The following is a 24561-nucleotide window of genomic DNA, read 5'->3' as shown; positions in this document are numbered from 1 at the left end:
CGCACAGTGAACACATATGTATGGCATGGGCATGTCATAAAAAAGCTTGCCGTGCTGGTCGGCTGTACCGCCCTGGCCCTCGCCGTCACCGGCACCACCGCCCAGGCCCAGGCCCAGGCCCGGTCCGGCGACCTCGGCCGCCAGACCCTCGCCGCCGGTGACGGCTGGGCCTCGGACGGCACGGGGACCTCCGGCGGTGCGGCGGCCGACGCCGCGCACGTGTACACCGTCACCACCTGGGCCGAGTTCAAGGCCGCGCTGAAGGACGGGGGCACCGCCCCGAAGATCATCCAGGTGAAGGGCACGATCGACGCCAACGCCGAGGGCTGCGACTCGTTCGCCGTGGCCGGCTACGACTTCGACGCCTATCTGCAGAAGTACTCGCCGGAGAACTGGGGTTACACCAAGAACCTGGACGCCGAGCCCGACGACAGCCCCGAGGGCCTGCGCCGCGCCTCCGCCGCCAACCAGGACACCGTCATCAAGGCGAACATCCCCGCCAACACCACCATCGTCGGCCTTGGCGAGGACGCGGGCTTCAAGGGCGCCAGCCTCCAGATCAAGGCCGTGGACAACGTCATCGTCCGCAACCTCACCTTCGAGAGTCCCCTCGACTGCTTCCCGCAGTGGGACCCGACCGACACCTCCGTCGGCAACTGGAACTCCGAGTACGACAGCGCGGTGGTCTACGGCTCCACGCACATCTGGCTGGACCACAACACCTTCACGGACGGGGACCATCCCGACAGCACGCTGCCCACGTATTTCGGCCGGATCTTCGAGCAGCACGACGGCGAGCTGGACATCGTCAAGGGCGCGGACTACGTGACTGCCTCCTGGAACGTCTTCGCCGACCACGACAAGACGATCCTCATCGGCAACAGCGACAGCGCGTCCACCGCCGCGGTCGACCGGGGCCACCTCAAGGTCACCTTCCACCACAACCTGTTCTCGAACCTCGTCGAGCGCGCGCCGCGCGTCCGCTTCGGCCAGGTCGACTCGTACAACAACCACTTCGTCGCGGGCGACGGCTACTCCTACAGCTACGGCATCGGCATGGAGTCCCAGCTCGTCGCCGAGCACAACGCGTTCACGCTGCCCGCCGGGGTCAGCGCGGCGACCGTCCTGAAGAAGTGGAAGGAGGCGCCGCTCACTGCCGCCGACAACTACGTCAACGGGGCGCCGACCGACCTGATCGCCGTGCACAACGCGGAGATCCCCGCGGAGACGCTGCAGTCCGGGGCCGGATGGACGCCGACCCTGCGGACGAAGGTCGACTCGCCGCGGGCGGTGCCGGGGATCGTGGATCACCGCGCGGGTGCCGGCAAGGTCTGCTGATCATGCCCGAACTCCCGCTCAGCAGACGGGCGTTCGTCGTCGCGAGCACCGGAGCCGCGCTGGCTCCGGTGTTCGCGGCCCCCGCCCGCGCCGCCACGAGGGCGCCTTTCGGGCGCTACGGTTCGCCCGCCGCCCGCCTCACCGAGCAGACCCTGTACGCCCATCCCGGCGGGCTCGGCGACCACACCACCGTCCAGGCCGCCGCCGTCGCCGCCGCTACCGGTACCGGGTACACAGTGGTCATCGCGCCGGGGACGTACCGCGAGACGGTCGCCGTCGGCGTCGCCCGTACGGAGATGACCTGGATCGGCGCCTCCGGGGACCCGCGTGACGTGGTCATCGTGTACGACAACGCCAACGGCACCCCGAAGCCCGGCGGCGGCACCTACGGCACCACCGGGTCGGCCACCACGACCGTGCAGGCCGACGGGTTCACCGCCCGCTCGATCACCTTCGCCAACGACTTCCTGCGCGCCGACCACCCCGAGATCACCGGCACCCAGGCGGTCGCCATCAAGGTGCAGGGCGACCGCTCGGCCTTCCTGGACTGCCGGTTCCTCGGCCACCAGGACACGCTGTACGCCGACTCGACGGCGCTCGGCACGTTCGCCCGCCAGTACTACCGCGACTGTTACGTCGAGGGCGACGTGGACTTCGTCTTCGGCCGGGCGAGCGCCGTCTTCGAGCGCTGCCACTTCCGCACCCTGAACCGTACGGACCTCACGTCCGCCCCGTACGGCTTCGTCTTCGCCCCCTCCACCGCCCTCGCCAACCCGCGCGGCTACCTGGTCACGCGCGGCCGGGTCAGCAGCGAGGCCCCGGACGCGTACTACAAGCTCGCCCGCCCCTGGGTGCCCGGTTCGGACACCACCGCCCGGCCGATGCTGACCGTCCGCGACACCCGCCTCGCCGCCGGGATCGACGCGGTCGCGCCCTACACCAACATGTCGGACACCTACCCCTGGCAGAACCAACGCTTCGCCGAGTACCGGAACGCGGGTCCGGGTGCGGTGATCGGAGTCCCGGAGAACCGTCCCCAACTGAGCGCCGAAGAGGCCGAGTCGGCGACCCGCGAGGCGTACCTCGGGGACTGGACGCCGTGGGAGGGGTGCTGAGATGCGCCGACGCGCCTTCCTCGCCACGGCCGGTGCGCTCACGGCGTTCGGCGCGACTCCCGCCGTCGCGGGCGGGCGCCGGGTGCTGCACGTCCGCCCAGGTGACTCCGTCCAGGCCGCCGTCGACGCGGTGACCGGCACCGGCTGGACGATCGTCGTGCACCCGGGCACGTACCGCGAGGTCGTGAACATCCCCGCCGACAAGGCCGACCTGACACTGTGCGGTGCAAGCCGTGACCCACGCGACGCCGTCATCGTCGACGACCACGCCAACGGCACGCAGAAGCCGGACGGCTCCGGGACGTACGGCACCGCGGGCTCCGCCACCTTCACCTCGGCGGCGCCCGGGCTGACCGTGCACGGGCTGACGCTCGCCAACGACTGGCTGCGCGCGGACCACCCGGACATCACCGGGACGCAGGCGGTGGCGGTGTACGTCACCGGGGACCGCTCGTCCTTCACCCGCGTCCGCCTGCTGGCACACCAGGACACCCTGTTCGCCGACACGACGGCCCTGACCGCCTTCGACCGCCACTACTACCGCGACTGCTACATCGAGGGCGACGTCGACTTCGTCTTCGGACGGGCCACCGCCGTCTTCGAGCGCTGCCACTTCCACACCCTCGACCGGGACGTCACCTTCAAGCCCGAGGGGATGGTCTTCGCGCCCTCCACGGCCCGCGCCAATCCGTACGGCTTCCTGGCCGTCCGCAGCCGCGTCACCTCCGGCGCGGAGGACGGGGCGTACAAGATCGCGCGGCCGTGGGTGCCGTCGTACGAGACGACGGCCCGGCCGTCCCTGGTCGTACGGGAGACGCAACTCGGCCCCGGCATCGACGCGGTGGCGCCCTACGCCAACATGCGCGAGGCCTACCCCTGGCAGTCCATGCGCTTTCGCGAGTACCGCAACACCGGCCCCGGCGCGGAGATCACCGTGCCGGAGAACCGTCCCCAGCTCACGGACACGGAAGCCGCGTCGCACACGCGTGCGGCGTATCTCGGCGACTGGTGTCCGTGATTCCCCCGCACCGACCACCGCGGTAGCTCCATCGACCCGCGCGGTGGCTCCATCGACCCGCATCGACGAAAGGACCGCACTCCATGTCTCGTCGAACCGCTCTCGTTCTCGGCGCCACCCTGGCGCTCGGCGCCGGACTCGCCGTCCTGCCCACCCAGGCCCAGGCGGCGACCGTCGTCGTCAGCACCACGGCCGACCTCACCAGCGCCATCAAGAACGCCACCGCCGGCACCGTCATCCAGGTGCGCGGCGGCACGTACTACCCGACGGCCACCCTCCAGTCGACGGCCAACGGCACCTCGTCGAGCCCCGTCACCCTCCAGGCGTACGGCTCGGAGACCGTGAAGATCGACGGCTCCTCGCTGCCCGCCGGAGACTGGATCTTCAAGCTGACCGCCGACTACTGGAACGTCTCCAACCTCACCTTCCAGAACTCCCCGGACAGCGCGGTCGTCTGCCAGTCCTGCACCGGCACGAACTGGAACAACATCAAGACCATCGACGGCGGCGACTCCGGCTTCACGCTCACGGGTGATGGCACCGTCAACAACACGGTCAAGAACATCGACTCGTACGGCAACTACGACGCCGCCACGCACGGCCAGAACGCGGACGGCGTGGCCATCAAGTTCGGCTCCGGCACAGGCAACCTGGTGACTGGGGCCCGGCTGTACAACAACTCGGACGACGGCATCGACCTGTGGTCCTTCGCCTCGCCGGTCACCATCGAGCACACCTGGTCCTTCGGCAACGGCAAGAACCGCTGGGGCGACTCCGCCTTCGAGGGCAACGGCAACGGCTTCAAACTCGGCGGGAACGGCGTAACGGTCGCCCACGTCGTCAACAACTCCGCCGCCTGGGACGACGCGGGCAACGGCTTCACCGAGAACTCCAACACCGGTGCGATCGTCATCAACCGCACCACCGCGTACGCCAACGGCAAGTACGGCTACTACTTCGCCACCAGCTCCGCCAAGCTCGGCAAGAATCTGGCCGTCGGCAACGGCAGCGCGGCCGTCTCCAAGGGCTCCTCGGTCACGTCCTCCGGCAACAACTGGGACTCGGGCATCTCCACCCCGTCCTTCGTCTCCACGGACGCGTCGACGACGTACAACTCCCGCCAGTCGGGCGGCGCACTGCCCGCGACGACGTTCCTGACGACGGGTTCGACGACGATCGGGGCGACGATGAACTGACACCGCGCCTCATCCGAACGGCTTACGGGAGTCCCGACGCCGTTGGCGAACCCCGCCAAGCTTCTGAGAGTGGCCGGAGAGTCTCACGACACGCCATGAATCATCGGCGTGTCGCGGGACTCTCCGGCCAATTGCTCACGACTCCTCGTCCGTCTTGACCCCGGTGATGAAGGACGACCAGGTGGCGTCGGTGACCAGGAGGGCTGGGCCCCGCTTGTCCTTGGAGTCGCGGATGCCCACGTGGGCGGTCAGGTCCGCGATCTCGACGCAGGCGCCGCCCTGGCTGTCGCTGTGGGAGGACTTCTTCCAGAGGTGCTCGGCGGCCACGTCGGGTGCCGTCAGGCGTGTGTTCACAGTGAGTCGATCTCTCGCGCTAGTCGGTGCAGGAACCCGGCGGTCGCCGAGGGGCCGGGGGCTTCGGAGCGCTGCCGTTGGTCCGCCTCCACGCCAAGCGTCGGCTGGAGCTCTGGTGTTGGCGGGGTGACCATGAGGACGCGGTCCTCGTGGTCTCCGAGCTCGTCGCCAACGCGGTGAACCACGCCAGGATCGTGGGGCACGAGCTGCGGCTGCGGTTGGCAGTCACCGAGGACGGTGCGTTGTCGGTCGAGGTCTCGGACCCGGTCCCGGACTTCCCCGGCTTCGACCATGCCCTCGCGCCGGGCGGGATGGATGAACGCGGTCGCGGTCTGGCTGTCGTACGGGCTCTGGCCGCCGAGTTGACCTGGTTCCCACGGCGGCACATCGGCAAGACGGTGCGGGCCCGCGTGAAGCCGTAGCGACTGAGTGAGCAAGGCCGCAACGAGACGCTCGCCAACGAATGGCTGCGGGCGGACCGCCTGGTGATCACGGGGGTCGCTGGGCGCGTAGCGGCGTACGTCACCGGGAACCGTGGGTACGGTTTCCGGCGTACCAGGACACGCTGTTCGAGCCGTCGACAGCCCCCGCGAATCCGCACCGTTGGCGCCACCATGAACCAACCGGCAGCAGCTCTGTGCTGGAAGCAGCGGAGTCGGCTGCTTCCAGCATGCCGACGGAATCTCAGCCCAAGTGCCACAGGGCGTACGCCACAACGAACAGGAGCAGGCCGGCGAACGTCATCAGCGCGCCCAGGAACCGGAGATAGCCGGGGGTCGCGAAGATGGTGGGCGACCCGCCCAGGCGGCCCATCGCCGCCCAGCTCTCCTCGTTCTTGCGGCGAATCCGCTCGGAGCGCCGGGTGGTGATCCCGCGCACGTCGAACGCCCAGCTGACCCCGCACCAGAAGGCGGCCAGGCCGCCCAGCAGGAAGACGGCGAGGACGACCGGTGAGGGGCCGTCCGACCCTGCGGCGAGGTTGAATCCTTCAGTCAATTTCAGATCCTTTCGGGGCGATGGTGAGGGAACTGTCCTACTTCGCCGCCAGATCGCGGCCCGAGTCGGACATCAATGCTCACTGGCCTGCGCTTTTCTGTCCTGGGTAGTGCTGGTCAGGCTCTGGCACAGGGCGTGGGCCACCCGCTCCCGTAACTCTTCGTCCGTCAGGTCGTCCTCGTCCCGGAGCGTGGGATCGATGCTGTAGTCCTCCAATGCGTAGAAGACCTCGTCCAGCGCTGCCGTGAGCCCGTCGCCCAGACGCTCGCCCGCGTCCATCGAACGGCGTCGCTCCTCCAGCCACTGTCTGGCGAACGCGGGGCCGTCGACCGCGTCGGCCACCAGTTGCCGCATGAGTTCCAGCCGGCGGCCCGTGTGGCTGGTTGTGGGAACACTCTCGGGGGTTTTCCACGTTCTCGTGCGCGAGGGGGACTCTGTGGTCACGGCGGTGTCGGGTGTCTCCGCTCCGGACCGTACCCGGCGCGCATGCTCCGTTCCGTTCACCAGTTGACGAAAACGGCGGAGGAAGCGACCTGAGGACATGCCCGTTCCAATGCGACCTTGAAATCGTGGGCCAGTGCCACAAGAAGACCTTCCGCCTCTGTGTGTGAAACCTCTTCGGTGTCTGGTGCGGGGTTCCATGCGGTGGTCGACGTGCACATCAGGACGACCGTATCCCCTTGGGGGGCAAACGTGACGAGTCGCTCCACCCCCTGCCCGTAGAAGTCGGTTTGTGTCACCGAACTCCTTGCCCTGTTTGTCGTCGCCCCAGGGTTTTCCCAGGCCGTCCAGGGTGGTGACGAGGGTGGTGAGTGCCGTGCTGAGGTTCTTGGCCCCTTCGTGGAAGTCGGGTGCCGCACGCTTCAGGTCGGCTGTCCGTATGTGCAGGACCATGCCCTTGCCGTTGCCTTCACCCATGCGGCTTCCCCCGTCCGACGCGATCGTTCGCATGTGCGTCTCCCGACCCTGGAAGAACCGGTTCACGGGACGGTCAAGTGGACGCCACCCCCGGGCAATCCATCGGAGCCGCACGGTAGTTGCCGCACGAGAGGAGCGGCGGGGCCTGTTCCTGTGCGTGAGGTATCGATCGGATAAAGACTCGCGCGCCGGGTGCGTGATGCGCGTAGACAGTCCCTGACCTGGTGCGGAATGACCTGGTACCCAACCCACCCAGATCCCAGATCCGGAGATTCCATGCGGAAGTCCCTCAGAGCGGCAGCCATCGCTGCCGTTTGTGCCGTCGCCGGCGGCGCCCTCTACGGCACGGGCGTCGCCACGGCCGGCCAGTCGACGGTCAACTCGACCCACGAGCCCTACAACATCGGGCTCCTGGTCAAGGACATCGACACCTACTACGGCACCACGCTCGACAGCAACGGCGTGTACCAGGCGTCCAAGGACAGCCAGTACGCCAAGGACCTGGCGCGCCTGGAGTCGGACGCCAAGCACTACATCGACAGGGCGGCGCGCAAGGCGAAGTACCACGGCGAGAAGCCCGCGGTCGTCTTCGACGTCGACGACACGCTGCTGCTCTCCCTCGACTACGAGAAGAAGACCAACTACACGTACAACTCGGCCTCCTGGGCGACGTACGTGGCCCAGGCCGACCGTCCGGCCGTCTTCGGCACCCCCGAACTCGTCGCGTACGCCGAGTCCAAGGGTGTCGAGGTCTTCTACAACTCGGGCCTGAAGGAGTCGCAGCGCGTCTCCGCGGTCGCGAACCTGAAGAAGGTCGGCGCCGACATCAACCTCGACGCCGACCACATGTTCCTCAAGGACGCGGCCAACCCGCCGTCCTATCTGAGCGCCTGCGCCACGGCCGCCGCCTGGAACTGCACCACCGTGCAGTACAAGTCCGGCACCCGCAAGCACATCGAGTCGCTCGGGTACGACATCGTCGCCGACTTCGGCGACCAGTACTCCGACCTCGAAGGGGGCTACGCCGACAAGACGTTCAAGCTCCCGAACCCGACGTACTTCGTGGGCTAGTCACCCGTCCCGGTCCGTACGGGGCGGATCGACTCCAGGGTCGGCACCACCGGCTGAATCGTTCCGTCCGCTGCGAACCGCAGGCGGTCGATCGTGGTCTCCCGGTGTGTGCCGTCCCCGCCCGCCGTTCCAGGACCGTTCAGGGCGAACCGGTGGTAGACGATGTACCAGTCGTCGGTGCCGGGGACGTTCACCACGGAGTGGTGGCCGGTGCCCTTGATGCCGTACTCCGGGCGCTTGGACAGGATCGTGCCCCGCTTGGTCCACGGACCGAGCGGGGACGGTCCGGTCGCGTACGCGACGTGGTAGTTCTCGCTGCGCGTGTCGTCCTCGGACCACATGAAGTAGTACGTGCCCCGCCGCTTGATGACGAAGGACCCCTCGCGGAAGTCGGTCTGCGTGATGTCCTTCACCTTGGAGGCGTCGAACGACACCATGTCGTCGTTGAGCGGGACCACGTACCCGTGCCCATTGCCCCAGTACAGGTACGACTGGCCGTCGTCGTCCGTGAACACCGCCGGGTCGATCATCTGCCCCGTGAACTGGCCCTTGGCGACCAGGGGTTTGCCCAGCACGTCCTTGAAGGGACCGGCGGGGGAGTCGGCCACCGCCACGCCGATCTGCTGCTCGGCGCAGAAGTAGAAGTAGTACTTGCCGTCGCGCTCGGCGATCGCGGGTGCCCAGGCGTTCTTGTCCGCCCAGGACACATCGGGGCCCAGGTCCAGGATCACACCGTGGTCCTTCCAGTGGACCAGGTCCTTCGACGAGTACGCCTTGAAGCTCGTCCCGCTCCAGCCCGCGTAGCCGTCCGTCGTCGGATAGATCCAGTACTGGCCGTCCAGGTAATGGACGTCCGGGTCGGCGTTGAGGCCGGGGAGGACGGGGCTGCGGGTCGGCGCCGCCTCCACCGTCCACGTCCTGCTCGTCCCGTCCGCCGCCGTCACGGTGTACGTCTGCGGGGTGCGGAAGTCCCGGTGCGTGCCCGAGGCCGGGCTGACCTTCGCGCCCGCGCCGACCGCGAGGGCGGGGGCCAGGTGCCTGAGGTCCGCGTCCGGGTTCATCGGCAGGACGACCTTCGAGGCCGACTCGGTGACGATCGCGTACGCCTTCTGTCCCTTCGCGGTAGCGTCCACGACCGACGTGCCGGTCGCCGGATACGCCGCGAGCAGCCGGTCGTACTCCGCCTGGGTCACCGGCATCACCGTGCCGTGCCGGGGGCTGGCCGGCAGCTGGTAGTTCGTCGACATGGTCCACTTGCCCGAGTCGAGGTCGGTCGTCTCGAAGGGGACGTAACCGCGGCTGCCGTACTCGTCGATGAACAGGTACCACTTGTTCTCGGTGTTGGACTTGAAGACCGTCGGGCCCTCGCCGCGGTCGATCGAGCCGCTGCCGATGCAGTCCGAGACGAAGTCGTACTTGGTGCTGGTCAGGGAGGTCGACTTCTCGCCGGTGATGAACTTCGAACAGAGGCTGGAGGAGCTGGGATCGCGCTCGTCCTTGGTGTAGCGGTAGTAACTGCCCTTGTTCTTGATGACCGTCGAGTCGATCACCGAGTAGCCCGGGTCGTCCCAGACCTTCGGCTCGCTGAAGGTGCGGAAGTCCTTCGTGGTGGCGTACAGCATCTTGTTGTACGTTGATCCGGTGTGGTCCGGGTCGTCGTCGGCGTACAGCTTGGACGCCCAGAAGACGACGTACTCACCCAGCGAGTCGTCCCAATAGGCCTCCGGCGCCCAGGTGTTGCCCGCGGAGTCGGGGGCGACCTTCACCAGGCGCTGGTCGGTCCAGTGGACCAGGTCGGTGGACTCCCAGATCATGATGGACTTGCTGCCGTGCCGCTGCACGTAGTCCCAGCTGCCACTGGAGTTCTTGTACATCTTCAGGTCGGTGGCGATGAGGAAGAACTTGTCGCCCTTGGGGGAGCGGATCACGAACGGGTCGCGCAGCCCCTTCTCGCCGATGGTCGAGGTCAGGACGGGACTGCCCGCGTTCAACTCCCGCCAGTGCAGTGGGTCGTTGCCGCGGCTGAGGGCGTAGCGGATCTGCTCGCCGTCGGCGGTGCCCTCGCCGGTGAAGTAGGCGAAGAGATAGCCGGCGTACTTCGTTCTGTTCACGTGCGGTGCTCCCGACGATGACGGTGACGCGGGGCTCGGTGGGGCGGCCAGCAGGCCCAGGAGGAGGGCGAGGAGGGGGATCAGGAGCGCGCGGGCGGTGCGGCGTCGCATGACACATCCTGTCGGAGTCTGGTGGATTCTGTGGGGGAAACGCTCTCGGAGTGTTGCCAGTGGGAGACAGTGCGTCAATTGATGAAGGCGGCCCAACGGCCAGCGAAAGTTTCGAGCTTTTTCGTGAGGCCTCGGCAACCTTTCCGGCCACCGCGGCGACCAGGAAGCAGAAGCGGGCCGGGGCGGCCCCTCCGGCCCGCTTCGCAGCAGCCCCATTCCCTAGGAAAGGAACGCCCCGTGCTTCTGAGCACCGGACGCCACCGCAGGACTCGTACGCTCTCGATCGCCGCCGCGGTGGCCGTCGCCGCGGGGGCGGGTGGCGTCTACCTCGGCCTCTCGAACAACGGATCGGCGCAGGCCGCCTCCACCACGGTCACCGTCTCCACCACCACCCAGCTCCAGACGGCCGTCGCCAATGCCGCCGCCGGTACGACCATCCAGGTGCGCGGCGGCACGTACTACCCGACGGCCACCCTGAAGTCGACGGCGAACGGCACCAGTTCCACGCGGATCACCCTCACCGCGTACGGCAGCGAGAAGGTGAAGATCGACGGCTCCAAGCTGGCCGCCGGTTCCTGGCTGGCGGGGATCTACGGCGACTACTGGACCGTCCAGAACATCACCTGGCAGAACTCGCCCGCCCAGGGCTTCGTCGCCACCTCCTCCGTCGGCGGCGTCTTCAAGAACCTCGTCACCGCGAACAACGGCGACTCCGGCTTCACCCTGCGCGGCGACGGCACGACCGACAACCTCGTGCAGAACCTCGACAGTTACGGCAACTACGACGCCGCGAACCATGGCCAGAACGCCGACGGCATCGCCATCAAGTTCGGCTCCGGCACCGGCAACAAAGTCACCGGCGCGCGGCTCTACAACAACGCGGACGACGGCCTCGACCTCTGGCAGTTCTCCTCGCCGATCACCATCGAGCACTCCTGGTCGTACGGCAACGGCAAGAACCGCTGGAACGACTCCGCCTTCGAGGGCAACGGCAACGGCTTCAAGCTCGGCGGCGGCGGGGCCGCGGTCGCGCACGTCGTGAACAACAACGCGGCCTGGGACAACGCGGGCAACGGCTTCACCGAGAACTCCAACACCGGAGCCATCGTCCTCAACCGCAACACCGCGTACGCCAACACCGACGCCGGGTTCTTCTTCGCCACCGGCAAGGCGCGGCTTGCCAGGAACCTCGCGGTGAGCAACAAGGGCGGTCTGGACAAGCTCGGCTCGTCCGCCGTCTCCGCGGCCAACAACTGGGACAGCGGTGTCTCGACCCCGTCCTTCAAGTCCACGGACGCGACGACGGCGTACGGTGCCCGCTCGTCGAGCGGTTCGCTGCCGGCGACCACGTTCCTGACGACGGGCTCGACGACCATCGGCTCGACCATGAACTGACGTACGCGCGTACCGACGTGCGAAGGAAAATGAACGCCCCCGCCGGTCGTCACCGGCGGGGGCGTTCCTCTGACTGGCCGAGGGGGGCTCAGGCCAGCAGATCCACACAGTCGAACGACGTGCCCGGGCTGAGGTAGGCCGAGCCGGTCGAACCACTGACGATGTTGAGCTTCAGAACGTTGTACTGACTCACGTCCGACTTCCACGCACTGTTAGGGACGTTGAAAGTGAACATCTGGTTGTCTCCGCGGTACGAACCCGTGGTGAGGGATCGCGTCGACGGACGCGCCGTTCGACTCGTGCAGTCATGAAGCGGATTTCCTTGCGGCGAGGGGACGTGCTCGTCTCCTGGTCGCCGCAGGTGAGGAAAGGGTTGCCGCGTCGGCGGAAATTTTTTTACGAGTCGCCGTTGGCGCTGCTCGCGGCGGCGAAGTCGCCCGCCACGCCCAGCGTCTTGTCCGCGGTCTTCGCGTTCGCCGTGTAACTGTCGTCCTTGGCGTCCCGGCCGCCGCGGGTGTGGTTGTACTGGCCCGCGAAGACCCACTCACCGGCCGCGAGGGTGTGACCCTCCTTGAGCACCCAGGTGTAGACCAGGAAGCCGTCCTTCTCGGCGACCGTCGTCGTGAAGTCGCTCTCGGGCGCCGAGCGCCAGGAGCCCGTGTCGCCGACCCCGCCGGTCTGCTTGACCTTCAGCTCGACGGTGAGCGAGGTGAGTGTGGCGGCGTTCTTGAGGGTCACATTGCTCTGCGCCCAGAAGTCGTTGCTGTGCGGGTCCACCGAGCCGTCGGACCACAGCGAGCCGTCCTGGTTCCCCGAGGCGGGTGCCTTGGGCGCGGCGGGCGAGGAGTTCGTGGCCGAGGGAGAGACGCTCGCCTTCCCGGACGGCTTCGAGGCGCCCGAGGTGTGCGAGGGGTGCGGCGCGACGGGCGCACGGCTGGTCGCGTCCGGCGAGACGACCGGGGTCGGCGAGACCGCGACCGTCTGCTGCGGCGGCTTGTTCTCCTGCACCGCCGCGGCCACCCAGTAGCCGCCGACCGCGAGGACGCCCGCGACCGCTGCCGTGGCGCCCGCGACCCGTGCCCAGCCGAGCATCGGCGGACGCGCCGCGCGCCGGGGACGACGCTCGGAGGCGCCGGACATCCCGCGCTCGACCCGGGCCAGGATGCGCGCGCGGTCGGGCTCATGCGCCTCGGCCGCCTCGTGCAGCCTGTCGCGCAGCTCGTCGTGCACGTCCTGCGCCTTCCTCATCGGTCCCTTCCTCCGGCTCCACCCGTGGGCAGCACACTGGCGTGCACCCGCATCGGGGCCTCGTCGGTGCCGAGGAGCCGCTTCAGTTCGGCCATGCCCTTCGACGTCTGGGACTTAACCGTACCCACGGAAACACCGAGGGCGAGCGCCGTGTCCTTCTCCGAAAGGTCGAAAGCGTGCCGAAGCACGACACATGCGCGCTTACGGAACGGCAGCCGGCGCAGTGCCTCCTGGACGTCGATCTTCCCCGCTATGTCGGGGTTCTCGGTCCTGTCCTCGCGCTGCGACCAGAACAGCGTGATCCGTCTGCGCTCGCGCACCGCGCTGCGGATCCGGGTGCGGGCCAGGTTCGCGACCACACCGCGGGCGTACGCCACGGGGTGGTCGGCCGCGCGCACCCGGTCCCAGCGGTGCCACAGCGCGAGCAGCGCGTCGGCCGCCAGATCGTCGGCGGCGTCCGCCTCGCCGGTCAACAGATGGGCGAAGCGGGCGAGTTCGGCATGGTGCCGCTCGAAGAAGGCGTGGAACTCCACGGAGGCTGTGTCGTCGACGACAGTGCCCACGGGCTACCTCTCCTTGCTGCGGCTTTTGAGCAACCGGTGCGGGTGCGTGCGTATACGGCCCCCGTGCGCCATCCGTGAAGGAATGGTGCCCCTGTGGGGCGAGATGCGTGAGCGTACCAGCGATGTGTACAGGGGTTCGAACGGCGTATGGCAGGCCGAACTCGATTCCGTAACACGGTGAAAACCTGAAAGCGGTTCAACGCGGGAACAATCCAGCCAGCATCCGCACACCCAGCACGCAGGTCACAAGGAGTATCAGTCATGTCCGAAACACAGAAGGTGGCCGACCGGCCAAGTGCCGCGCCACCAGCGGCGAACAGTGTCGACCGGTTCTTCAAGATCTCCGAACGGGGCTCCACCTTCGGCCGGGAGATACGCGGCGGCTTCGCCACGTTCTTCACCATGGCCTACATCCTTGTCCTGAACCCGATCATCCTCGGCAGCGCCAAGGACAAGTTCGGCCACCAGCTCGACAGTGGCCAACTCGTCACGGCCACCGCCCTGGTGGCCGCGGTGATGACCGTCATCATGGGCGTGGGCGGCAATCTGCCCCTCGCGATCGCGGCGGGGCTCGGTCTGAACGCCGTCGTCGCCTTCCAGATCGCCCCGCTGATGAGCTGGCCCGACGCGATGGGCCTGGTGGTCATCGAAGGCGTGCTCATCTGCGTACTGGTCCTCACCGGACTGCGCGAAGCCGTCATGAACGCCATCCCGCAACCGCTGAAGCACGCCATCGGCGTGGGCATCGGACTCTTCATCGCCTTCATCGGCTTCGTGGACGCCGGCTTCGTCAGCCGCATCCCGGACGTCGCGAACACCACCGTGCCGGTGCAGTTGGGCGGGACCGGCTCGCTGACCGGCTGGCCCGTCCTGGTCTTCTGTCTCGGCGTGCTGCTCACCATCGGACTGATGGCGCGCAAGGTCAAGGGCGCCATCCTGATCAGCATCGTGGCGATGACCGTGCTCGCCGTGATCATCAACTCGGCCGCCGACATCAAGAGTTGGGGTCTGACCACGCCGAAGATCCCCTCCGACGTGGTGGCCACCCCGGACTTCGGTCTCGTCGGTCACTTCAGTCTGTTCGGCGGCTTCGGCGAGACCGGCGCCCTGACGGTCGTCCTGCTGATCTTCACCCTGATCCTGTCGGACTTCTTCGACGCCATGGGCACGATCGTCGGCATCAGTGCGGAGGCCGGACTGCTCGACGAGGAGGGCAAGGTGCCCGGCATCGGGCGGGTGCTGTTCATCGACGGTGCCGCGGCGGTCGCGGGCGGTGCGGCCTCCGCCTCGTCCAACACCGCGTACATCGAGTCCGCGGCCGGCGTCGGCGAGGGCTCGCGCACCGGCTTCTCGAACCTGATCACCGGTGGCATGTTCGCCCTCGCCCTGTTCCTGACCCCGCTGCTCACCATCGTCCCGCTCCAGGCGGCGGCCCCCGCCCTGGTCGCGGTCGGCTTCCTGATGATGACGCAGGTCAAGCACATCGAATGGGACGACTACGAGATCGCGATCCCCGCGTTCCTGACCATCGCGGCGATGCCGTTCACCTACTCGATCACCAACGGCATCGGTGCCGGCTTCGTCGCCTACGTCGTCATCAAGGCGGTGCTCGGCAAGATACGCGAGGTCCACTGGCTGCTGTGGGTGGTGTCGGCGCTGTTCGTGGTGTACTTCGCGATCGATCCCGTGAGGCAGCTGTTCGGCGTCAAGTGACCGCACGCGGGAAGGGCCGCCCCCAGGGGTGCGGGGCGGCCCTTCGTCGTACGCGGTGCCTCAGTGCCGTACGCGGTGCCTCAGTTCTTCAGCGCCGCCTGCATCATGGCCTTGGCCACCGGGGCCGCCAGGCCGTTGCCGCTGACCTCGGACCTCGCCGCGTCGGACTGTTCGACCATGACCGCCACGGCGACCTCCTTGCCGTTCGAGTCGGACTTCGCGTACGACGTGAACCAGGCGTACGGGGTCTTGCTGTTGTTCTCGCCGTGCTGGGCCGTACCGGTCTTGCCGCCGACGGTCGCGCCGGAGATCTTCGCGTTCGTGCCCGTGCCGTGCTCGACGACCGTCTGCATCGCGGACTGGAGCTGCTCGGCGGTCGTCGAGCTGACGATCTGCTCGGTCCGCGTGCTGTCGTCGTAGTTCTTCACCACATTGCCGTCGGCGTCGCTGGTCTGCGACACCATGTGCGGCGAGACCAGCTTGCCGCCGTCTGCGATGGCCGCCGACACCATGGCCATCTGCAGCGGGGTCGCCGTGACGTCGAACTGGCCGATGCCGGTCAGCGCCGTGGACGACTTGTCCATGTTCGACGGGTAGACGCTCGGGTACGCCCGCACCGGCACGTCCTGCGAGCTGTCGTTGAAGCCGAACTTCTCCGCCATCGCCCTGACCTTGTCCTGCCCGAGGTCGACGGCCATCTTCGCGAAGACGTTGTTGCAGGAGTACTGCAACGCGACCCGGATCGAGGCGTCCTTGCAGGGCGCGGTCGAGCTCTCGTTCTTCAGGACCTTGGTCGAGTTCGGCAGCGTGTACGGGTTCGGGCTGTCCGTGCCGGTGTCCACGTCCTTGTACAGCCCGTCCTCCAGCGCCGCCGCCGCGACCACCAGCTTGAACGTCGACCCCGGCGGCAGCGGCTGGCGCAGCGCCCGGTTCGTCATCGGCTTGTCCGCGTCCTTCGTCAGCTTCGTCCAGGCGGCGGAGTCGCCGGTGGTGAGCCGCGAGGGGTCGTACGACGGGGTGGAGACGACCGCGAGGATCCTGCCGTTCGTCGGGTCGATCGCGACGGCCGCGCCCTTGTTGCCGCCCAGCGCGTGGTACGCCGCCTTCTGCACATCCGGGTCGATGGTCGTGACCACGTCACCCGGGTCGGCGCGCTTGTCGGTGAGCGTGTCGAGAGGGTTCTTCAGCCGGGTGTCCGTACCGTCGAGCAGGTTCCGGTAGATGCCCTCCAGCTGGGTCGCCCCGAACACCTGCGAGCTGTAACCCGTGACGGCCGCGTACAGACTGCCGTCGGTGTACGTCCGCTTGTACTTGAGGTCGCTGCCCTTCGTCTGTGCGGAACCGGTGATCGCCCGGCCCCCCACGATGATGTTCCCGAGCGGGTTCGCGTACTGCTCGATCGCGTTCCGTCGGTTGGCCTTGTCGTCCGCGAGCGCCTTGCCGTCGTAGAACTGCACCCAGGTCGCCCTGATCAGCAGGGAGAGCACGAGCAGCAGAGTGAAGACGGCGGCACGCCTGATCGTCTTGTTCATCCCGCTCAGAAGGACGCGCGGGAGGGAGTGAATCGTTCCTTCCGCCCGGATTTCTCATAGGCCCTTCACGAAGGATGGGCCCTTCATGGATGGGCCCTTCATGAAAGGGTCAGGACGACCTCGTCGATCTCCTCGCCCCGGGCGCCGGCGTACCCCCTGGCAGCCGAGGTCACGCGGAAACCGCACTTCTCCAGGACCCGGCGGGACCCCGCGTTGTCCGCTGCGGCCCGGGCGTACAGCGGGCGCTCGCCGACCTCCGTCAGCAGGGCCCGCAACGCGGCGGTCGCGATGCCCCGGCCCCAGTACGCGCGGTCGATCCAGTAGGTGACCTCGCGCTCACCCGGCTCCCCGTACACCGCCGCGTTCCCGACCACGTCCCCGTCCGCCAGGACCGTGCGGAGCACGGCGGACGAGGAGCGGACGCGTGCCCAGTGCGCGTCGAAGCGGGCCCGGTCGGCGGGGTCCTCGGCCGTGAACGCGGCCATGTGGTTCGCCTCCGGGTCGTTCATCTGACGGAAGAAGACCGGCAGGTCGCTGTCGTGGACCGGGCGCAGGACCACATCGGGCGGGGAGTCGGGGAGGCCGGACACGTCAGAGCCGCCGCGTCGCCAGCGTCAGCCGGTCGCGGGCGTCGAAGAGGGCGTCCTTGACCATCTGCTCGTGCGCGGGGGTGAGCCGGGCCACCGGTACCGAGCAGCTGATCGCGTCCCGGGCGGGGGTGCGGTAGGGGATCGCGACACCGAAGCAGCGCAGTCCCAGCGTGTTCTCCTCGCGGTCCACGGCGAAGCCCTGCTCCCGGACCTGGTGCAGCTCCTCGATGAGCTTCTCCCGGTCGGTGATCGTGTGCTCGGTGAGGGCGGGGAGCGTCTCCGGCAGCATCTTGCGGACCTGCTCGTCGGTGTGGGTGGCGAGCAGCGCCTTGCCGAGCGAGGTCGAGTGCGCGGGCAGCCGGCGGCCCACCCGGGTGAAGGGGCGAAGGTAGTGCTGGGACTGGCGGGTGGCCAGATAGACGACGTTCGTGCCGTCCAGGCGCGCCAGGTGGATGGTCTCCGTGGTGTCGTCGGAGAGGCGGTCGAGGGTGGGGCGGGCCGCGGCGACCACCTCGTCGCCGTCGATGTACGAGGTGCCGACCAGCAGGGCCCGTACGCCGATGCCGTACCGTGTGCCCGTCGCGTCCGTCTCGACCCAGCCGAGTTCCACGAGGGTGCGCAGCAGCATGTAGAGGCTGGATTTCGGATAGCCGACAGCCTCCTGGACCGCCGCGAGGGAGTGCATACCGGGCCGGCCGGCGAAGTACTCGAGCAATTCCACGGTCCGTACCGCGGACTTGACCTGCGCTCCGCTGCCTGTCTCGCCTGCCGACATCGCCCTTGACCCCCTCGATCGACGGGAAATAGTCTCCGCATCATATTCACCATCAGAGACAGCGTTCAGTATATCGAACGCCCCCGGTGGGTGAGACAAGAACTACGGCATTACATCTGGAGGGACCCGCGGTGGCAGCAGCACCAGTCTGGAGTGTCGACCCCCGTACCGGGAAGCAGCGCGAGCAGGTTGCGGTGGAAGCCACGGCCCAGGAGGTCGACGAGACCGTCCGCGCCGCGCACGCCGCCCGAGGAGCCCTCGTCGACCGCACCGTCCGCGCGGCCTTCCTGCGGACCGCCGCGGAGCAGCTCGAAGCGGCCAAGGACCAGCTCGTGGAGGCCGCCGACGCGGAGACCGCGCTCGGCCCGGTCCGGCTCACCGGCGAACTCGCCCGCACCTGCTACCAGCTGCGGGCCTTCGCCGGCATCGTCGACGAGGGCGCGTTCCTCGACGTCGTCATCAACCACCCCGACGACACGGCGACCCCGCCGATCCCGGACCTGCGCCGCTACAAGGTGCCGCTGGGTGTCGTCGCCGTCTACTCGGCCTCGAACTTCCCCTTCGCCTTCTCGGTCGCCGGCGGCGACACCGCGAGCGCGCTGGCGGCCGGCTGCCCGGTCGTGGTCAAGGCCCACCCCGACCACCCCGGACTCTCCGAGCTGGTCGCGGCCGTACTGCGCCGGGCCGCCGCCCGGCACGACATCCCGGCCGGTGTCATCGGCCTGGTCCACGGCTTCGAGGCGGGCGTCGAGCTGGTCAAGCACCCGCTGGTCGCGGCGGCCGGGTTCACCGGTTCCATCCGCGGCGGCCGTGCCCTCTTCGACGCGGCGGCGGCGCGCCCCGTGCCGATCCCCTTCCACGGTGAACTCGGCTCCCTCAACCCCGTCGTGATCACCGAGGCCGCGGCGGCCGAGCGCGCCGAGGCGATCGGTGCCGGGCTCGCGGGCTCGATGACGCTGGGTGTCGGCCAGTTCTGCGTGAAGCCGGGCCTGGTCCTGGCCCCCGCGGGCGCGGCGGGCGACCGCCTGGTGAAGTCCCTGACCGACGCCGTCAGCGACACCGACGCGGGCGTGCTCCTGGACCACCGCATGCGCGACCACTTCATCGCCGGGGTCGCCGAGCGCGCCGAACTCCCCGACGTGGAGGCGCCAGTGACCCCCGGCGCGGGTGGCGAGCACACGGTGAGCCCGGGCTTCCTGACCGTGCCCGCGCACAAGCTCGCCACCGAGGGCGAGCACGACCTGCTCCTGGAGGAGTGCTTCGGCCCGCTCACGGTCGTCGCCCGCTACGAGGACGAGTCCGAGGCCAGCGCGGTCCTCTCCCGCCTGCCCGGCAACCTCACCGCGACCGTGCAGCTTTCGACGGAGGAGGCGGCGGGTGAAGGCCGCGGCGCCGAGATCCTCGCCGAGCTGACCCCGCTCGCGGGACGCGTCCTGGTCAACGGCTGGCCCACCGGTGTCGCCGTCGCCCCGGCCCAGCACCACGGCGGTCCGTACCCGGCGACGACGTCCACCTCGACGTCGGTCGGCGGTACGGCGATCGAGCGCTGGCTGCGGCCGGTGGCGTACCAGAACGCCCCGGAGGCGCTCCTCCCGCCGGAGCTCCGTGACGACAACCCGCTGGGGCTGCCGCGACGGTACGACGGTCACTTGGAGCGGTAGGGCTCCGCCGGTAGCGCCGTTGGAGTTGCGGTTGTTCGTCGGCTGCGGGCCCGCTGTGGCTGGTCGCGCCCACGCGGCGGAGCCGCATATGGCACAGCCCCGCGCCCCTTTTCGGGGCGCGGGACCGGACCTGAGAGACTCGGTGAATGGACGTCGAACTCCCCGAACTTCCCTTCCCCCTGCGCACCTACGGCCCTGACGGGAACTGGTCGCACGAGGACGGGATCCTCACCGGCTGGGCCGGGCCTCGCCAGGACCGTTTCGTACCGCCCACCGACGAGGCCCTGGACCCCGCCTCCGACGCGCCCCGTCTCCTCGGGGCGCCGGAGGGCGACTTCCAGCTGATCGCCCGCGTCACGGTCGGCTTCGGCGCGGCGTTCGACGCGGGTGTCCTCTATCTCCACGTGGGGGAGCGGGCCTGGGCGAAGCTCTGCCTGGAGTACTCCCCGGACGTGCCCACCGTCTGCACGGTGGTCACCCGGGGGCACTCCGACGACGCCAACTCCTTCACGGTGGACGGCAGTTCCGTCTGGCTGCGGGTCAGCCGCACGGGGCGCGCCTTCGCCTTCCACGCCTCCCGCGACGGCGAGCGCTGGACCTTCATCCGGCTGTTCACCCTGGGCGACGAGAAGGAGGCCTCCGCCGCGCTGGTCGGCTTCATGACGCAGTCGCCGATGGGGGAGGGGTGCGTGGTGACCTACGACGGCATCGAGTTCCGCCCGAACTGGCCCCAGGACTTGAGAGACGGCAGCTGACCGTGGGTGGGGGCCGGCCGCGCAGTGGGAACCGCGGCCGCCTCCGCCACGTCCTCCGCTGCGTGATCAGAACACCCCGCACCACCGGCTCCCTGGTGATCAGGACCGCCTTGCCCAGTGAGGCCGCCGCCATCACCGAACTGCATGTCCGCGCTCGTTCCACGTACTGTCCGGACGGTCTGCCGTTCGCCGACGTCGACTGGGTCGCCGCCTGGCGGGGCAGTATCGAGCGCCCCGAAGCCCACGTCCTGTGCGCGGTACGCGACGGGGACCTGGTGGGTATCGCCTCCTTCCGTACGGCCGATGACGCGCCCTCCGACACCGTGCACCTCTTCCAGTTCCATGTCGATCCGGACCGCTGGCGGACCGGCATCGGCACCGCGTTGCACGCGGCCTGCGTCGAGCAGTGGCGGGCCGACGGCAAACGGACGGCGAGCCTCGGCGTGCACGTCGACAACGAACGCGCCCGTGCCTTCTACGCCCGCCAGGGCTGGCTCCCGGCCCCGGAGATCCCGCCGGTGGAGGGCGACCACCACCTCCTCCTGCGCTACACCGTCACCGGGGAATGAACCCAGCCGCTTGAACGTTCATGAATCGACGTATCCGCACGACCTGGAGAGAGCCGAGACATGCGCGTCGAGATCTGGAGCGACATCGCCTGCCCCTGGTGCTACGTGGGCAAGGCCCGCTTCGAGAAGGCGCTCGACGCCTTCCCGCACCGTGACGAGGTCGAGGTCGTGCACCGTTCCTTCGAGCTCGACCCGGGCCGCGCCAAGGGCGACATCCAGCCCGTCATCAAGATGCTGACCAAGAAGTACGGCATGAGCGAGGCGCAGGCGCAGGCCGGCGAGGAGAACCTGGGCGCGCAGGCCGCCGCCGAGGGCCTGGAGTACCGCACCCGGGACCGCGACCACGGCAACACCTTCGACATGCACCGCCTCCTCCACTTCGCCAAGGAGCAGGGCCGCCAGGACGAGCTGATCGGCCTGCTCTACAAGGCGAACTTCGCCGAGGAGCGGACCGTCTTCGACGACGACGAGCGGCTCGTCGAGCTGGCCGTCGCCGCCGGGCTCGACGCGGACGCGTCCCGCAAGGTGCTGGCCGACCCGAAGGCATACGCCGACGAGGTGCGCGCCGACGAGCGCGAGGCCGCCGAGCTGGGCGCGAACGGCGTGCCGTTCTTCGTCCTCGACCGCAAGTACGGCGTCTCCGGTGCCCAGCCCGCCGACGTCTTCGCGCAGGCACTGACCCAGGCGTGGGGCGAGCGCCCGCCGCTGAAGCTGATCCAGGACGCTTCCGCCGACGCGGAGGCCTGCGGTCCGGACGGATGCGCCGTACCGCAGCAGTAAAGGCCGTACCGCGGCGGTAAAAGCGCAGGTCGGGGCGGACGTATAAGCGTTCCTTAGTGGAACCACGCAAAATTTCGTAATGGACGAGGGGTTCGCGGGGCCCCAAAGTGGTCCCATGGAGACCTTCGAGAGCCTCGTCCGAGCCGAGTTCGCGCCGAAGAACACCTATCTGAACACCGCGAGCTGCGGACTGCTGCCGGCGCGCACGGTCGAGGCCATGCGTGTCGCCGTCGAGTCCGCCGCCGCCGGGCAGCCGTCCGACATGTTCGCCGACGTCGAGGCCGCCCGCGCCTCCTTCGCCCGCCTGGCCGGGGTCCCGGAACGCCGGGTGGCGGCCGGGGCCTCGGTCGCCGTCTACAGCGGCCTGATCGCCGCCTCGCTGCCGCCCGGCGCCGAAGTGCTGACCGCCGAGGCCGACTTCAGCTCCGTGGTGAACCCCTTCCACGTCCGCGGCGACCTCAAGGTGCGCGCCGTCCCGCTGGAGCGGCTGGCCGAGTCCGTGCGCCCCGGCACAGCGCTCGTCGCGGTCAGCGCCGCGCAGTCCGCGGACGGGCGGGTCGCCGATCTGGAGGGCATCCGGCAAGCCGCGCGTGAGCACGGGGCGCGTACGTACGTCGACGTGTCCCAGGCCGCCGGATGGCTGCCCCTGGACGCGGGCGCGTACGACTACGTCTCCTCCATCGCCTTCAAGTGGCTCGTCTGTCCGCGGGGAGTGGCCTTCCTGGTCGTCCCGGAGGACCTGGGCGGGCTCACTCCGGTGTTCGCCGGCTGGGTCGCGGGGCAGGCGCCCTGGGACAGCTGCTACGGCCCCGTCGAGGAACTCGCCCACTCCGCGCGGCGGTTCGACGAGAGCCCCAGCCTCTTCTCGTACGCGGGTGCCCGGCACGCACTGGAGCTCGTCGAGGAGCTGGGCGTGGCGAACGTCCGCGCCCATGACCTCGCCCTCGCCGACCGTTTCCGCGCCGGGCTCCAGGGGCTGGGCCGCGAGCCGGTGCCCGCCCCCGGCTCGCCCATCGTGTCCGTGCCCGGACTCGGCCACCGGCAGCGGGAGCTGAGCGAGGCCGGAGTGGAAGTCTCCGACCGCGCGGGCAACCTGCGAGCGGCCTTCCACCTGTACAACACCCCCGCCGATGTCGACCGGCTGCTGGACGTCCTGTCCGGCTGACCACTGGCGCGGGACCGGGCAGGGCGCTGGGGAAGGCACCAAGGGGTGGTGGCGCAGGTGGAGCCGACGCTCACGGACGCCGCATGGCATCGGCGGCTGGTGTACGGGGACGAGACCGCGCCGGCCGAGGTGTACGCCGCGTACGGCGCCCTCGTGCGCCGCCGGGTCGCCGTCCGTGTCACGCGCAGCCCGGCCGCCGCCGAGGACGTGGCACAGGAGGTCTTCGCACACCTGTGGAGCAGGCCGTACGCCTTCGACGCCTGCGCACCTGGCTGTCCATGCTCGCCCACCGGCGGGCCGTGGACGGCGCCGCCGGCGGCACCGACGGCGTACTCGCCCTCGCCCTGCGCGCTCGCCCGCCGGTGCCGCGCGTGGCCGCGCACGCCGCTCCCTGCCCCACCGCGCCCCCGGTGCTCTTCTCGGTGACCGGGGGAGGAGAGCGGGACGCCCAGTGGGTGCTGGGCTCCGAGGACGAGCCGGTACGGGCCGAGCTCGTCCTCGACGCCGTCGACTTCTGCCTGCTGGTGGGCGGACGGTACGCACCCGACGAGGTGCCGCGGGGTGCGGCGGGCGACGCCGGCGCCGTACGCGAGGTACTGGAGCGGGCGGCGTCACTGGCGTTGCTTTGAGCGTCTCTGATCAGCTGAGCGATCTCATGTGGGACGTGGTGTCCGGCGGCGGGGACGGGAATCTGTAATTCCCGCGCGTCAGGCTCCGGTGAGCCCGTCGATACGCTCGCGCACGATGTCCGCGTGGCCGTTGTGCCGTGCGTACTCCTCGATCATGTGCACATAGACCCAGCGAAGACTGACCTCGAGCCCGCCCATCGGGCCGTCGGGAATCCGTCCGATGTCGTCCAGCGACCGCCCGGCGCAGACGTCCTGCCCACGCGCGATCTCCCGGCGCCATACCGCGAGCGCCTCCTCCAGCCCACGCTCCGGGGTGAGTGCGTACCCGGACTCCTCCCCGTACACGGGAGGCAGTTCGGTAGCGTCGAACACCCGCTGGAACCAGTTGCGTTCGACCTCGGCGAGGTGCTGGACGAGTCCGAGCAGCGTCAGTTCCGACGGTGCGGCGGACGCGGTCCGTACCTGGGTGTCGTCGAGGTCCGCGCACTTCAACTCCAGCGTCGCGCGGTGGAAAGCGAGCCAGCTCTCCAGCATGGGGTGCTCGGGGCCGGTGAGGAGGGGGACGGGGCGTCCGTCGGGCAGCGTCGCGGTCATGGGGGCAGGGTGTCACGCCGCGATCGGCGAGGCAGCCGATTTCGCCCCCGCCGCCCCCGCCTTCCCCCAAGCTCTCGGCTTCGCTCGAGCAGGAGGGACCCCGTCGCCCCGGGACGGCGCGTGCAGCAGCGCCTCACCCTGCGTGATCACGACGTCCTGCTCGGTGGAGAGCAGCCGCGCCACGCGGTCCTCGATCGCCGCGAAGTGCGCGGCGCTCAGCGGGGCCGGGTCCAGGAAGGGGTGGGTCACGGCGAAGCTCTCTTCGCTCACGGGTTCCAATGCGCAGCCCCGAGGATATCCGGCGACTTCCTCGTGACGGGGCGTGGATGGTGGACGCACGGTGTGCGACAGCGTGGGGACAATG

At 69.2% G+C, this 24561-nt stretch carries 25 protein-coding genes and 3 pseudogenes; 15 read left to right on the top strand and 13 right to left on the bottom strand.

Going from position 1 to position 24561, the window contains the following annotated elements; genetic code table 11:
* Positions 1-6 precede the first annotated feature (6 nt).
* The 4 genes from OG747_RS10165 to OG747_RS10150 all read left to right on the top strand — a co-directional run bounded on the left by OG747_RS10165 (position 7) and on the right by OG747_RS10150 (position 4667).
* Positions 7-1338 carry a polysaccharide lyase family 1 protein gene (locus tag OG747_RS10165; RefSeq protein WP_405878961.1) on the top strand — a complete coding sequence of 444 codons (1332 nt, stop codon included), beginning with the start codon at positions 7-9 and terminating at the stop codon, positions 1336-1338.
* 2 nt (positions 1339-1340) lie between these two features.
* Positions 1341-2453, top strand: a complete 1113-nt coding sequence (locus OG747_RS10160; protein WP_405878960.1) for a pectinesterase family protein — start codon at positions 1341-1343, stop codon at positions 2451-2453.
* A gap of 1 nt (position 2454) precedes the next feature.
* The gene (locus OG747_RS10155; protein WP_405878959.1) at positions 2455-3471 is read left to right on the top strand and encodes a pectinesterase family protein; all 1017 of its coding nucleotides are present in this window, start codon (positions 2455-2457) and stop codon (positions 3469-3471) included.
* 83 nt (positions 3472-3554) lie between these two features.
* Entirely contained in the window at positions 3555-4667 is a 1113-nt protein-coding gene (locus tag OG747_RS10150; RefSeq protein WP_405878958.1) for a right-handed parallel beta-helix repeat-containing protein, read from the top strand.
* Positions 4668-4802: 135 nt separating this feature from the next.
* Here the strand turns inward: OG747_RS10150 and OG747_RS10145 are convergent, their stop codons facing one another.
* Positions 4803-5021, bottom strand: coding sequence for a DUF397 domain-containing protein (locus OG747_RS10145; protein ID WP_405878957.1), 219 nt, complete (start codon positions 5019-5021; stop codon positions 4803-4805).
* Between the two features lie 77 nt (positions 5022-5098).
* Here OG747_RS10145 and OG747_RS10140 point away from each other — a divergent pair, with 77 nt between their 5' ends.
* Positions 5099-5443 carry an ATP-binding protein gene (locus tag OG747_RS10140; RefSeq protein ID WP_405878956.1) on the top strand — a complete coding sequence of 115 codons (345 nt, stop codon included), beginning with the start codon at positions 5099-5101 and terminating at the stop codon, positions 5441-5443.
* A 262-nt stretch (positions 5444-5705) separates the two neighbouring features.
* Here OG747_RS10140 and OG747_RS10135 read toward each other — a convergent pair whose 3' ends face one another.
* The 3 genes from OG747_RS10135 to OG747_RS10125 all read right to left on the bottom strand — a co-directional run bounded on the left by OG747_RS10135 (position 5706) and on the right by OG747_RS10125 (position 6757).
* Positions 5706-6017, bottom strand: a complete 312-nt coding sequence (locus OG747_RS10135) for a hypothetical protein (protein WP_405878955.1) — start codon at positions 6015-6017, stop codon at positions 5706-5708.
* Positions 6018-6089: 72 nt separating this feature from the next.
* Complete coding sequence (locus tag OG747_RS10130; RefSeq protein ID WP_405878954.1) at positions 6090-6371, bottom strand: colicin immunity domain-containing protein; 282 nt, start codon at positions 6369-6371, stop codon at positions 6090-6092.
* A 146-nt stretch (positions 6372-6517) separates the two neighbouring features.
* On the bottom strand, positions 6518-6757 hold the full coding sequence (locus tag OG747_RS10125; protein WP_405878953.1) for a hypothetical protein: 240 nt from the start codon (positions 6755-6757) through the stop codon (positions 6518-6520).
* A gap of 454 nt (positions 6758-7211) precedes the next feature.
* On the opposite strand from OG747_RS10125, the gene OG747_RS10120 reads away from it, so the two are divergent.
* A complete protein-coding gene (locus OG747_RS10120) occupies positions 7212-8006 on the top strand; it encodes an HAD family acid phosphatase (RefSeq protein WP_405878952.1) in 795 nt (264 codons plus the stop codon).
* On the opposite strand, the gene OG747_RS10115 is transcribed toward OG747_RS10120, so the two are convergent.
* On the bottom strand, positions 8003-10228 hold the full coding sequence (locus OG747_RS10115) for a family 43 glycosylhydrolase (RefSeq protein WP_405878951.1): 2226 nt from the start codon (positions 10226-10228) through the stop codon (positions 8003-8005). The two genes, OG747_RS10120 and OG747_RS10115, sit on opposite strands and share 4 nt — an antisense overlap.
* 237 nt (positions 10229-10465) lie before the next feature.
* On the opposite strand from OG747_RS10115, the gene OG747_RS10110 reads away from it, so the two are divergent.
* Positions 10466-11623 carry a right-handed parallel beta-helix repeat-containing protein gene (locus OG747_RS10110; protein WP_405878950.1) on the top strand — a complete coding sequence of 386 codons (1158 nt, stop codon included), beginning with the start codon at positions 10466-10468 and terminating at the stop codon, positions 11621-11623.
* Positions 11624-11711: 88 nt separating this feature from the next.
* Here OG747_RS10110 and OG747_RS10105 read toward each other — a convergent pair.
* The 3 genes and pseudogenes from OG747_RS10105 to OG747_RS10095 form a co-directional block, all read right to left on the bottom strand.
* Positions 11712-11921, bottom strand: a pseudogene (locus OG747_RS10105) (polysaccharide lyase family protein); the annotation flags it as partial.
* 98 nt (positions 11922-12019) lie between these two features.
* Positions 12020-12871, bottom strand: coding sequence for a hypothetical protein (locus OG747_RS10100; RefSeq protein ID WP_405878949.1), 852 nt, complete (start codon positions 12869-12871; stop codon positions 12020-12022).
* Complete coding sequence (locus tag OG747_RS10095) at positions 12868-13434, bottom strand: SigE family RNA polymerase sigma factor (protein ID WP_405878948.1); 567 nt, start codon at positions 13432-13434, stop codon at positions 12868-12870. The genes OG747_RS10100 and OG747_RS10095 overlap by 4 nt, the downstream gene beginning before the upstream one ends.
* 261 nt (positions 13435-13695) lie before the next feature.
* Here OG747_RS10095 and OG747_RS10090 point away from each other — a divergent pair, with 261 nt between their 5' ends.
* Positions 13696-15147 carry an NCS2 family permease gene (locus OG747_RS10090; RefSeq protein ID WP_405878947.1) on the top strand — a complete coding sequence of 484 codons (1452 nt, stop codon included), beginning with the start codon at positions 13696-13698 and terminating at the stop codon, positions 15145-15147.
* Positions 15148-15227: 80 nt separating this feature from the next.
* Here OG747_RS10090 and OG747_RS10085 read toward each other — a convergent pair whose 3' ends face one another.
* The 3 genes from OG747_RS10085 to OG747_RS10075 all read right to left on the bottom strand — a co-directional run bounded on the left by OG747_RS10085 (position 15228) and on the right by OG747_RS10075 (position 18044).
* Positions 15228-16679 carry a peptidoglycan D,D-transpeptidase FtsI family protein gene (locus OG747_RS10085; protein ID WP_405878946.1) on the bottom strand — a complete coding sequence of 484 codons (1452 nt, stop codon included), beginning with the start codon at positions 16677-16679 and terminating at the stop codon, positions 15228-15230.
* A gap of 98 nt (positions 16680-16777) precedes the next feature.
* Positions 16778-17269, bottom strand: coding sequence for a GNAT family N-acetyltransferase (locus tag OG747_RS10080; protein WP_405878945.1), 492 nt, complete (start codon positions 17267-17269; stop codon positions 16778-16780).
* Position 17270: 1 nt separating this feature from the next.
* Entirely contained in the window at positions 17271-18044 is a 774-nt protein-coding gene (locus OG747_RS10075; RefSeq protein WP_405878944.1) for an IclR family transcriptional regulator, read from the bottom strand.
* A 131-nt stretch (positions 18045-18175) separates the two neighbouring features.
* On the opposite strand from OG747_RS10075, the gene OG747_RS10070 reads away from it, so the two are divergent.
* From OG747_RS10070 to OG747_RS10040, 7 genes and pseudogenes are all read left to right on the top strand, one after another.
* Positions 18176-19705, top strand: a complete 1530-nt coding sequence (locus OG747_RS10070; protein ID WP_405878943.1) for an aldehyde dehydrogenase (NADP(+)) — start codon at positions 18176-18178, stop codon at positions 19703-19705.
* Between the two features lie 146 nt (positions 19706-19851).
* Positions 19852-20460 carry a DUF1349 domain-containing protein gene (locus OG747_RS10065; protein WP_405878942.1) on the top strand — a complete coding sequence of 203 codons (609 nt, stop codon included), beginning with the start codon at positions 19852-19854 and terminating at the stop codon, positions 20458-20460.
* A 65-nt stretch (positions 20461-20525) separates the two neighbouring features.
* Entirely contained in the window at positions 20526-21029 is a 504-nt protein-coding gene (locus OG747_RS10060) for a GNAT family N-acetyltransferase (RefSeq protein ID WP_405885498.1), read from the top strand.
* Positions 21030-21089: 60 nt separating this feature from the next.
* Complete coding sequence (locus OG747_RS10055) at positions 21090-21809, top strand: DsbA family oxidoreductase (protein ID WP_405878940.1); 720 nt, start codon at positions 21090-21092, stop codon at positions 21807-21809.
* A 115-nt stretch (positions 21810-21924) separates the two neighbouring features.
* Entirely contained in the window at positions 21925-22974 is a 1050-nt protein-coding gene (locus OG747_RS10050; protein ID WP_405878939.1) for an aminotransferase class V-fold PLP-dependent enzyme, read from the top strand.
* A 45-nt stretch (positions 22975-23019) separates the two neighbouring features.
* Positions 23020-23175: pseudogene (locus OG747_RS10045) on the top strand (RNA polymerase subunit sigma); the annotation flags it as partial.
* A 32-nt stretch (positions 23176-23207) separates the two neighbouring features.
* Positions 23208-23603, top strand: coding sequence for a hypothetical protein (locus tag OG747_RS10040; RefSeq protein ID WP_405886087.1), 396 nt, complete (start codon positions 23208-23210; stop codon positions 23601-23603).
* 78 nt (positions 23604-23681) lie between these two features.
* Here OG747_RS10040 and OG747_RS10035 read toward each other — a convergent pair whose 3' ends face one another.
* Both OG747_RS10035 and OG747_RS10030 read right to left on the bottom strand, forming a co-directional pair.
* Positions 23682-24197, bottom strand: a complete 516-nt coding sequence (locus OG747_RS10035; RefSeq protein WP_405878938.1) for a DinB family protein — start codon at positions 24195-24197, stop codon at positions 23682-23684.
* Between the two features lie 123 nt (positions 24198-24320).
* A pseudogene (locus tag OG747_RS10030) lies at positions 24321-24446 on the bottom strand (alanine--glyoxylate aminotransferase family protein); the annotation flags it as partial.
* Positions 24447-24561: the final 115 nt, after the last annotated feature.

This window comes from Streptomyces sp. NBC_01384 (assembly GCF_045040035.1).
In the GTDB taxonomy this organism is placed as follows: domain Bacteria; phylum Actinomycetota; class Actinomycetes; order Streptomycetales; family Streptomycetaceae; genus Streptomyces.
The sequence above is the reverse complement of the archived record's forward strand: the minus strand, read 5'-3'. Positions and strand labels throughout refer to the sequence as shown.

Bases quoted from the DNA above. Each gene is read 5' to 3' on its own strand.
- OG747_RS10050 (WP_405878939.1), top strand. From the start codon at position 21,925: ATGGAGACCTTCGAGAGCCTCGTCCGAGCCGAGTTCGCGCCGAAGAAC.
- OG747_RS10150 (WP_405878958.1), top strand. From the start codon at position 3,555: ATGTCTCGTCGAACCGCTCTCGTTCTCGGCGCCACCCTGGCGCTCGGC.
- OG747_RS10155 (WP_405878959.1), top strand. From the start codon at position 2,455: ATGCGCCGACGCGCCTTCCTCGCCACGGCCGGTGCGCTCACGGCGTTC.
- OG747_RS10120 (WP_405878952.1), top strand. From the start codon at position 7,212: ATGCGGAAGTCCCTCAGAGCGGCAGCCATCGCTGCCGTTTGTGCCGTC.
- OG747_RS10065 (WP_405878942.1), top strand. From the start codon at position 19,852: ATGGACGTCGAACTCCCCGAACTTCCCTTCCCCCTGCGCACCTACGGC.
- OG747_RS10075 (WP_405878944.1), bottom strand. From the start codon at position 18,044: ATGTCGGCAGGCGAGACAGGCAGCGGAGCGCAGGTCAAGTCCGCGGTA.
- OG747_RS10160 (WP_405878960.1), top strand. From the start codon at position 1,341: ATGCCCGAACTCCCGCTCAGCAGACGGGCGTTCGTCGTCGCGAGCACC.
- OG747_RS10085 (WP_405878946.1), bottom strand. From the start codon at position 16,679: ATGAACAAGACGATCAGGCGTGCCGCCGTCTTCACTCTGCTGCTCGTG.
- OG747_RS10035 (WP_405878938.1), bottom strand. From the start codon at position 24,197: ATGACCGCGACGCTGCCCGACGGACGCCCCGTCCCCCTCCTCACCGGC.
- OG747_RS10100 (WP_405878949.1), bottom strand. From the start codon at position 12,871: ATGAGGAAGGCGCAGGACGTGCACGACGAGCTGCGCGACAGGCTGCAC.
- OG747_RS10130 (WP_405878954.1), bottom strand. From the start codon at position 6,371: ATGCGGCAACTGGTGGCCGACGCGGTCGACGGCCCCGCGTTCGCCAGA.
- OG747_RS10115 (WP_405878951.1), bottom strand. From the start codon at position 10,228: ATGCGACGCCGCACCGCCCGCGCGCTCCTGATCCCCCTCCTCGCCCTC.
- OG747_RS10090 (WP_405878947.1), top strand. From the start codon at position 13,696: ATGTCCGAAACACAGAAGGTGGCCGACCGGCCAAGTGCCGCGCCACCA.
- OG747_RS10055 (WP_405878940.1), top strand. From the start codon at position 21,090: ATGCGCGTCGAGATCTGGAGCGACATCGCCTGCCCCTGGTGCTACGTG.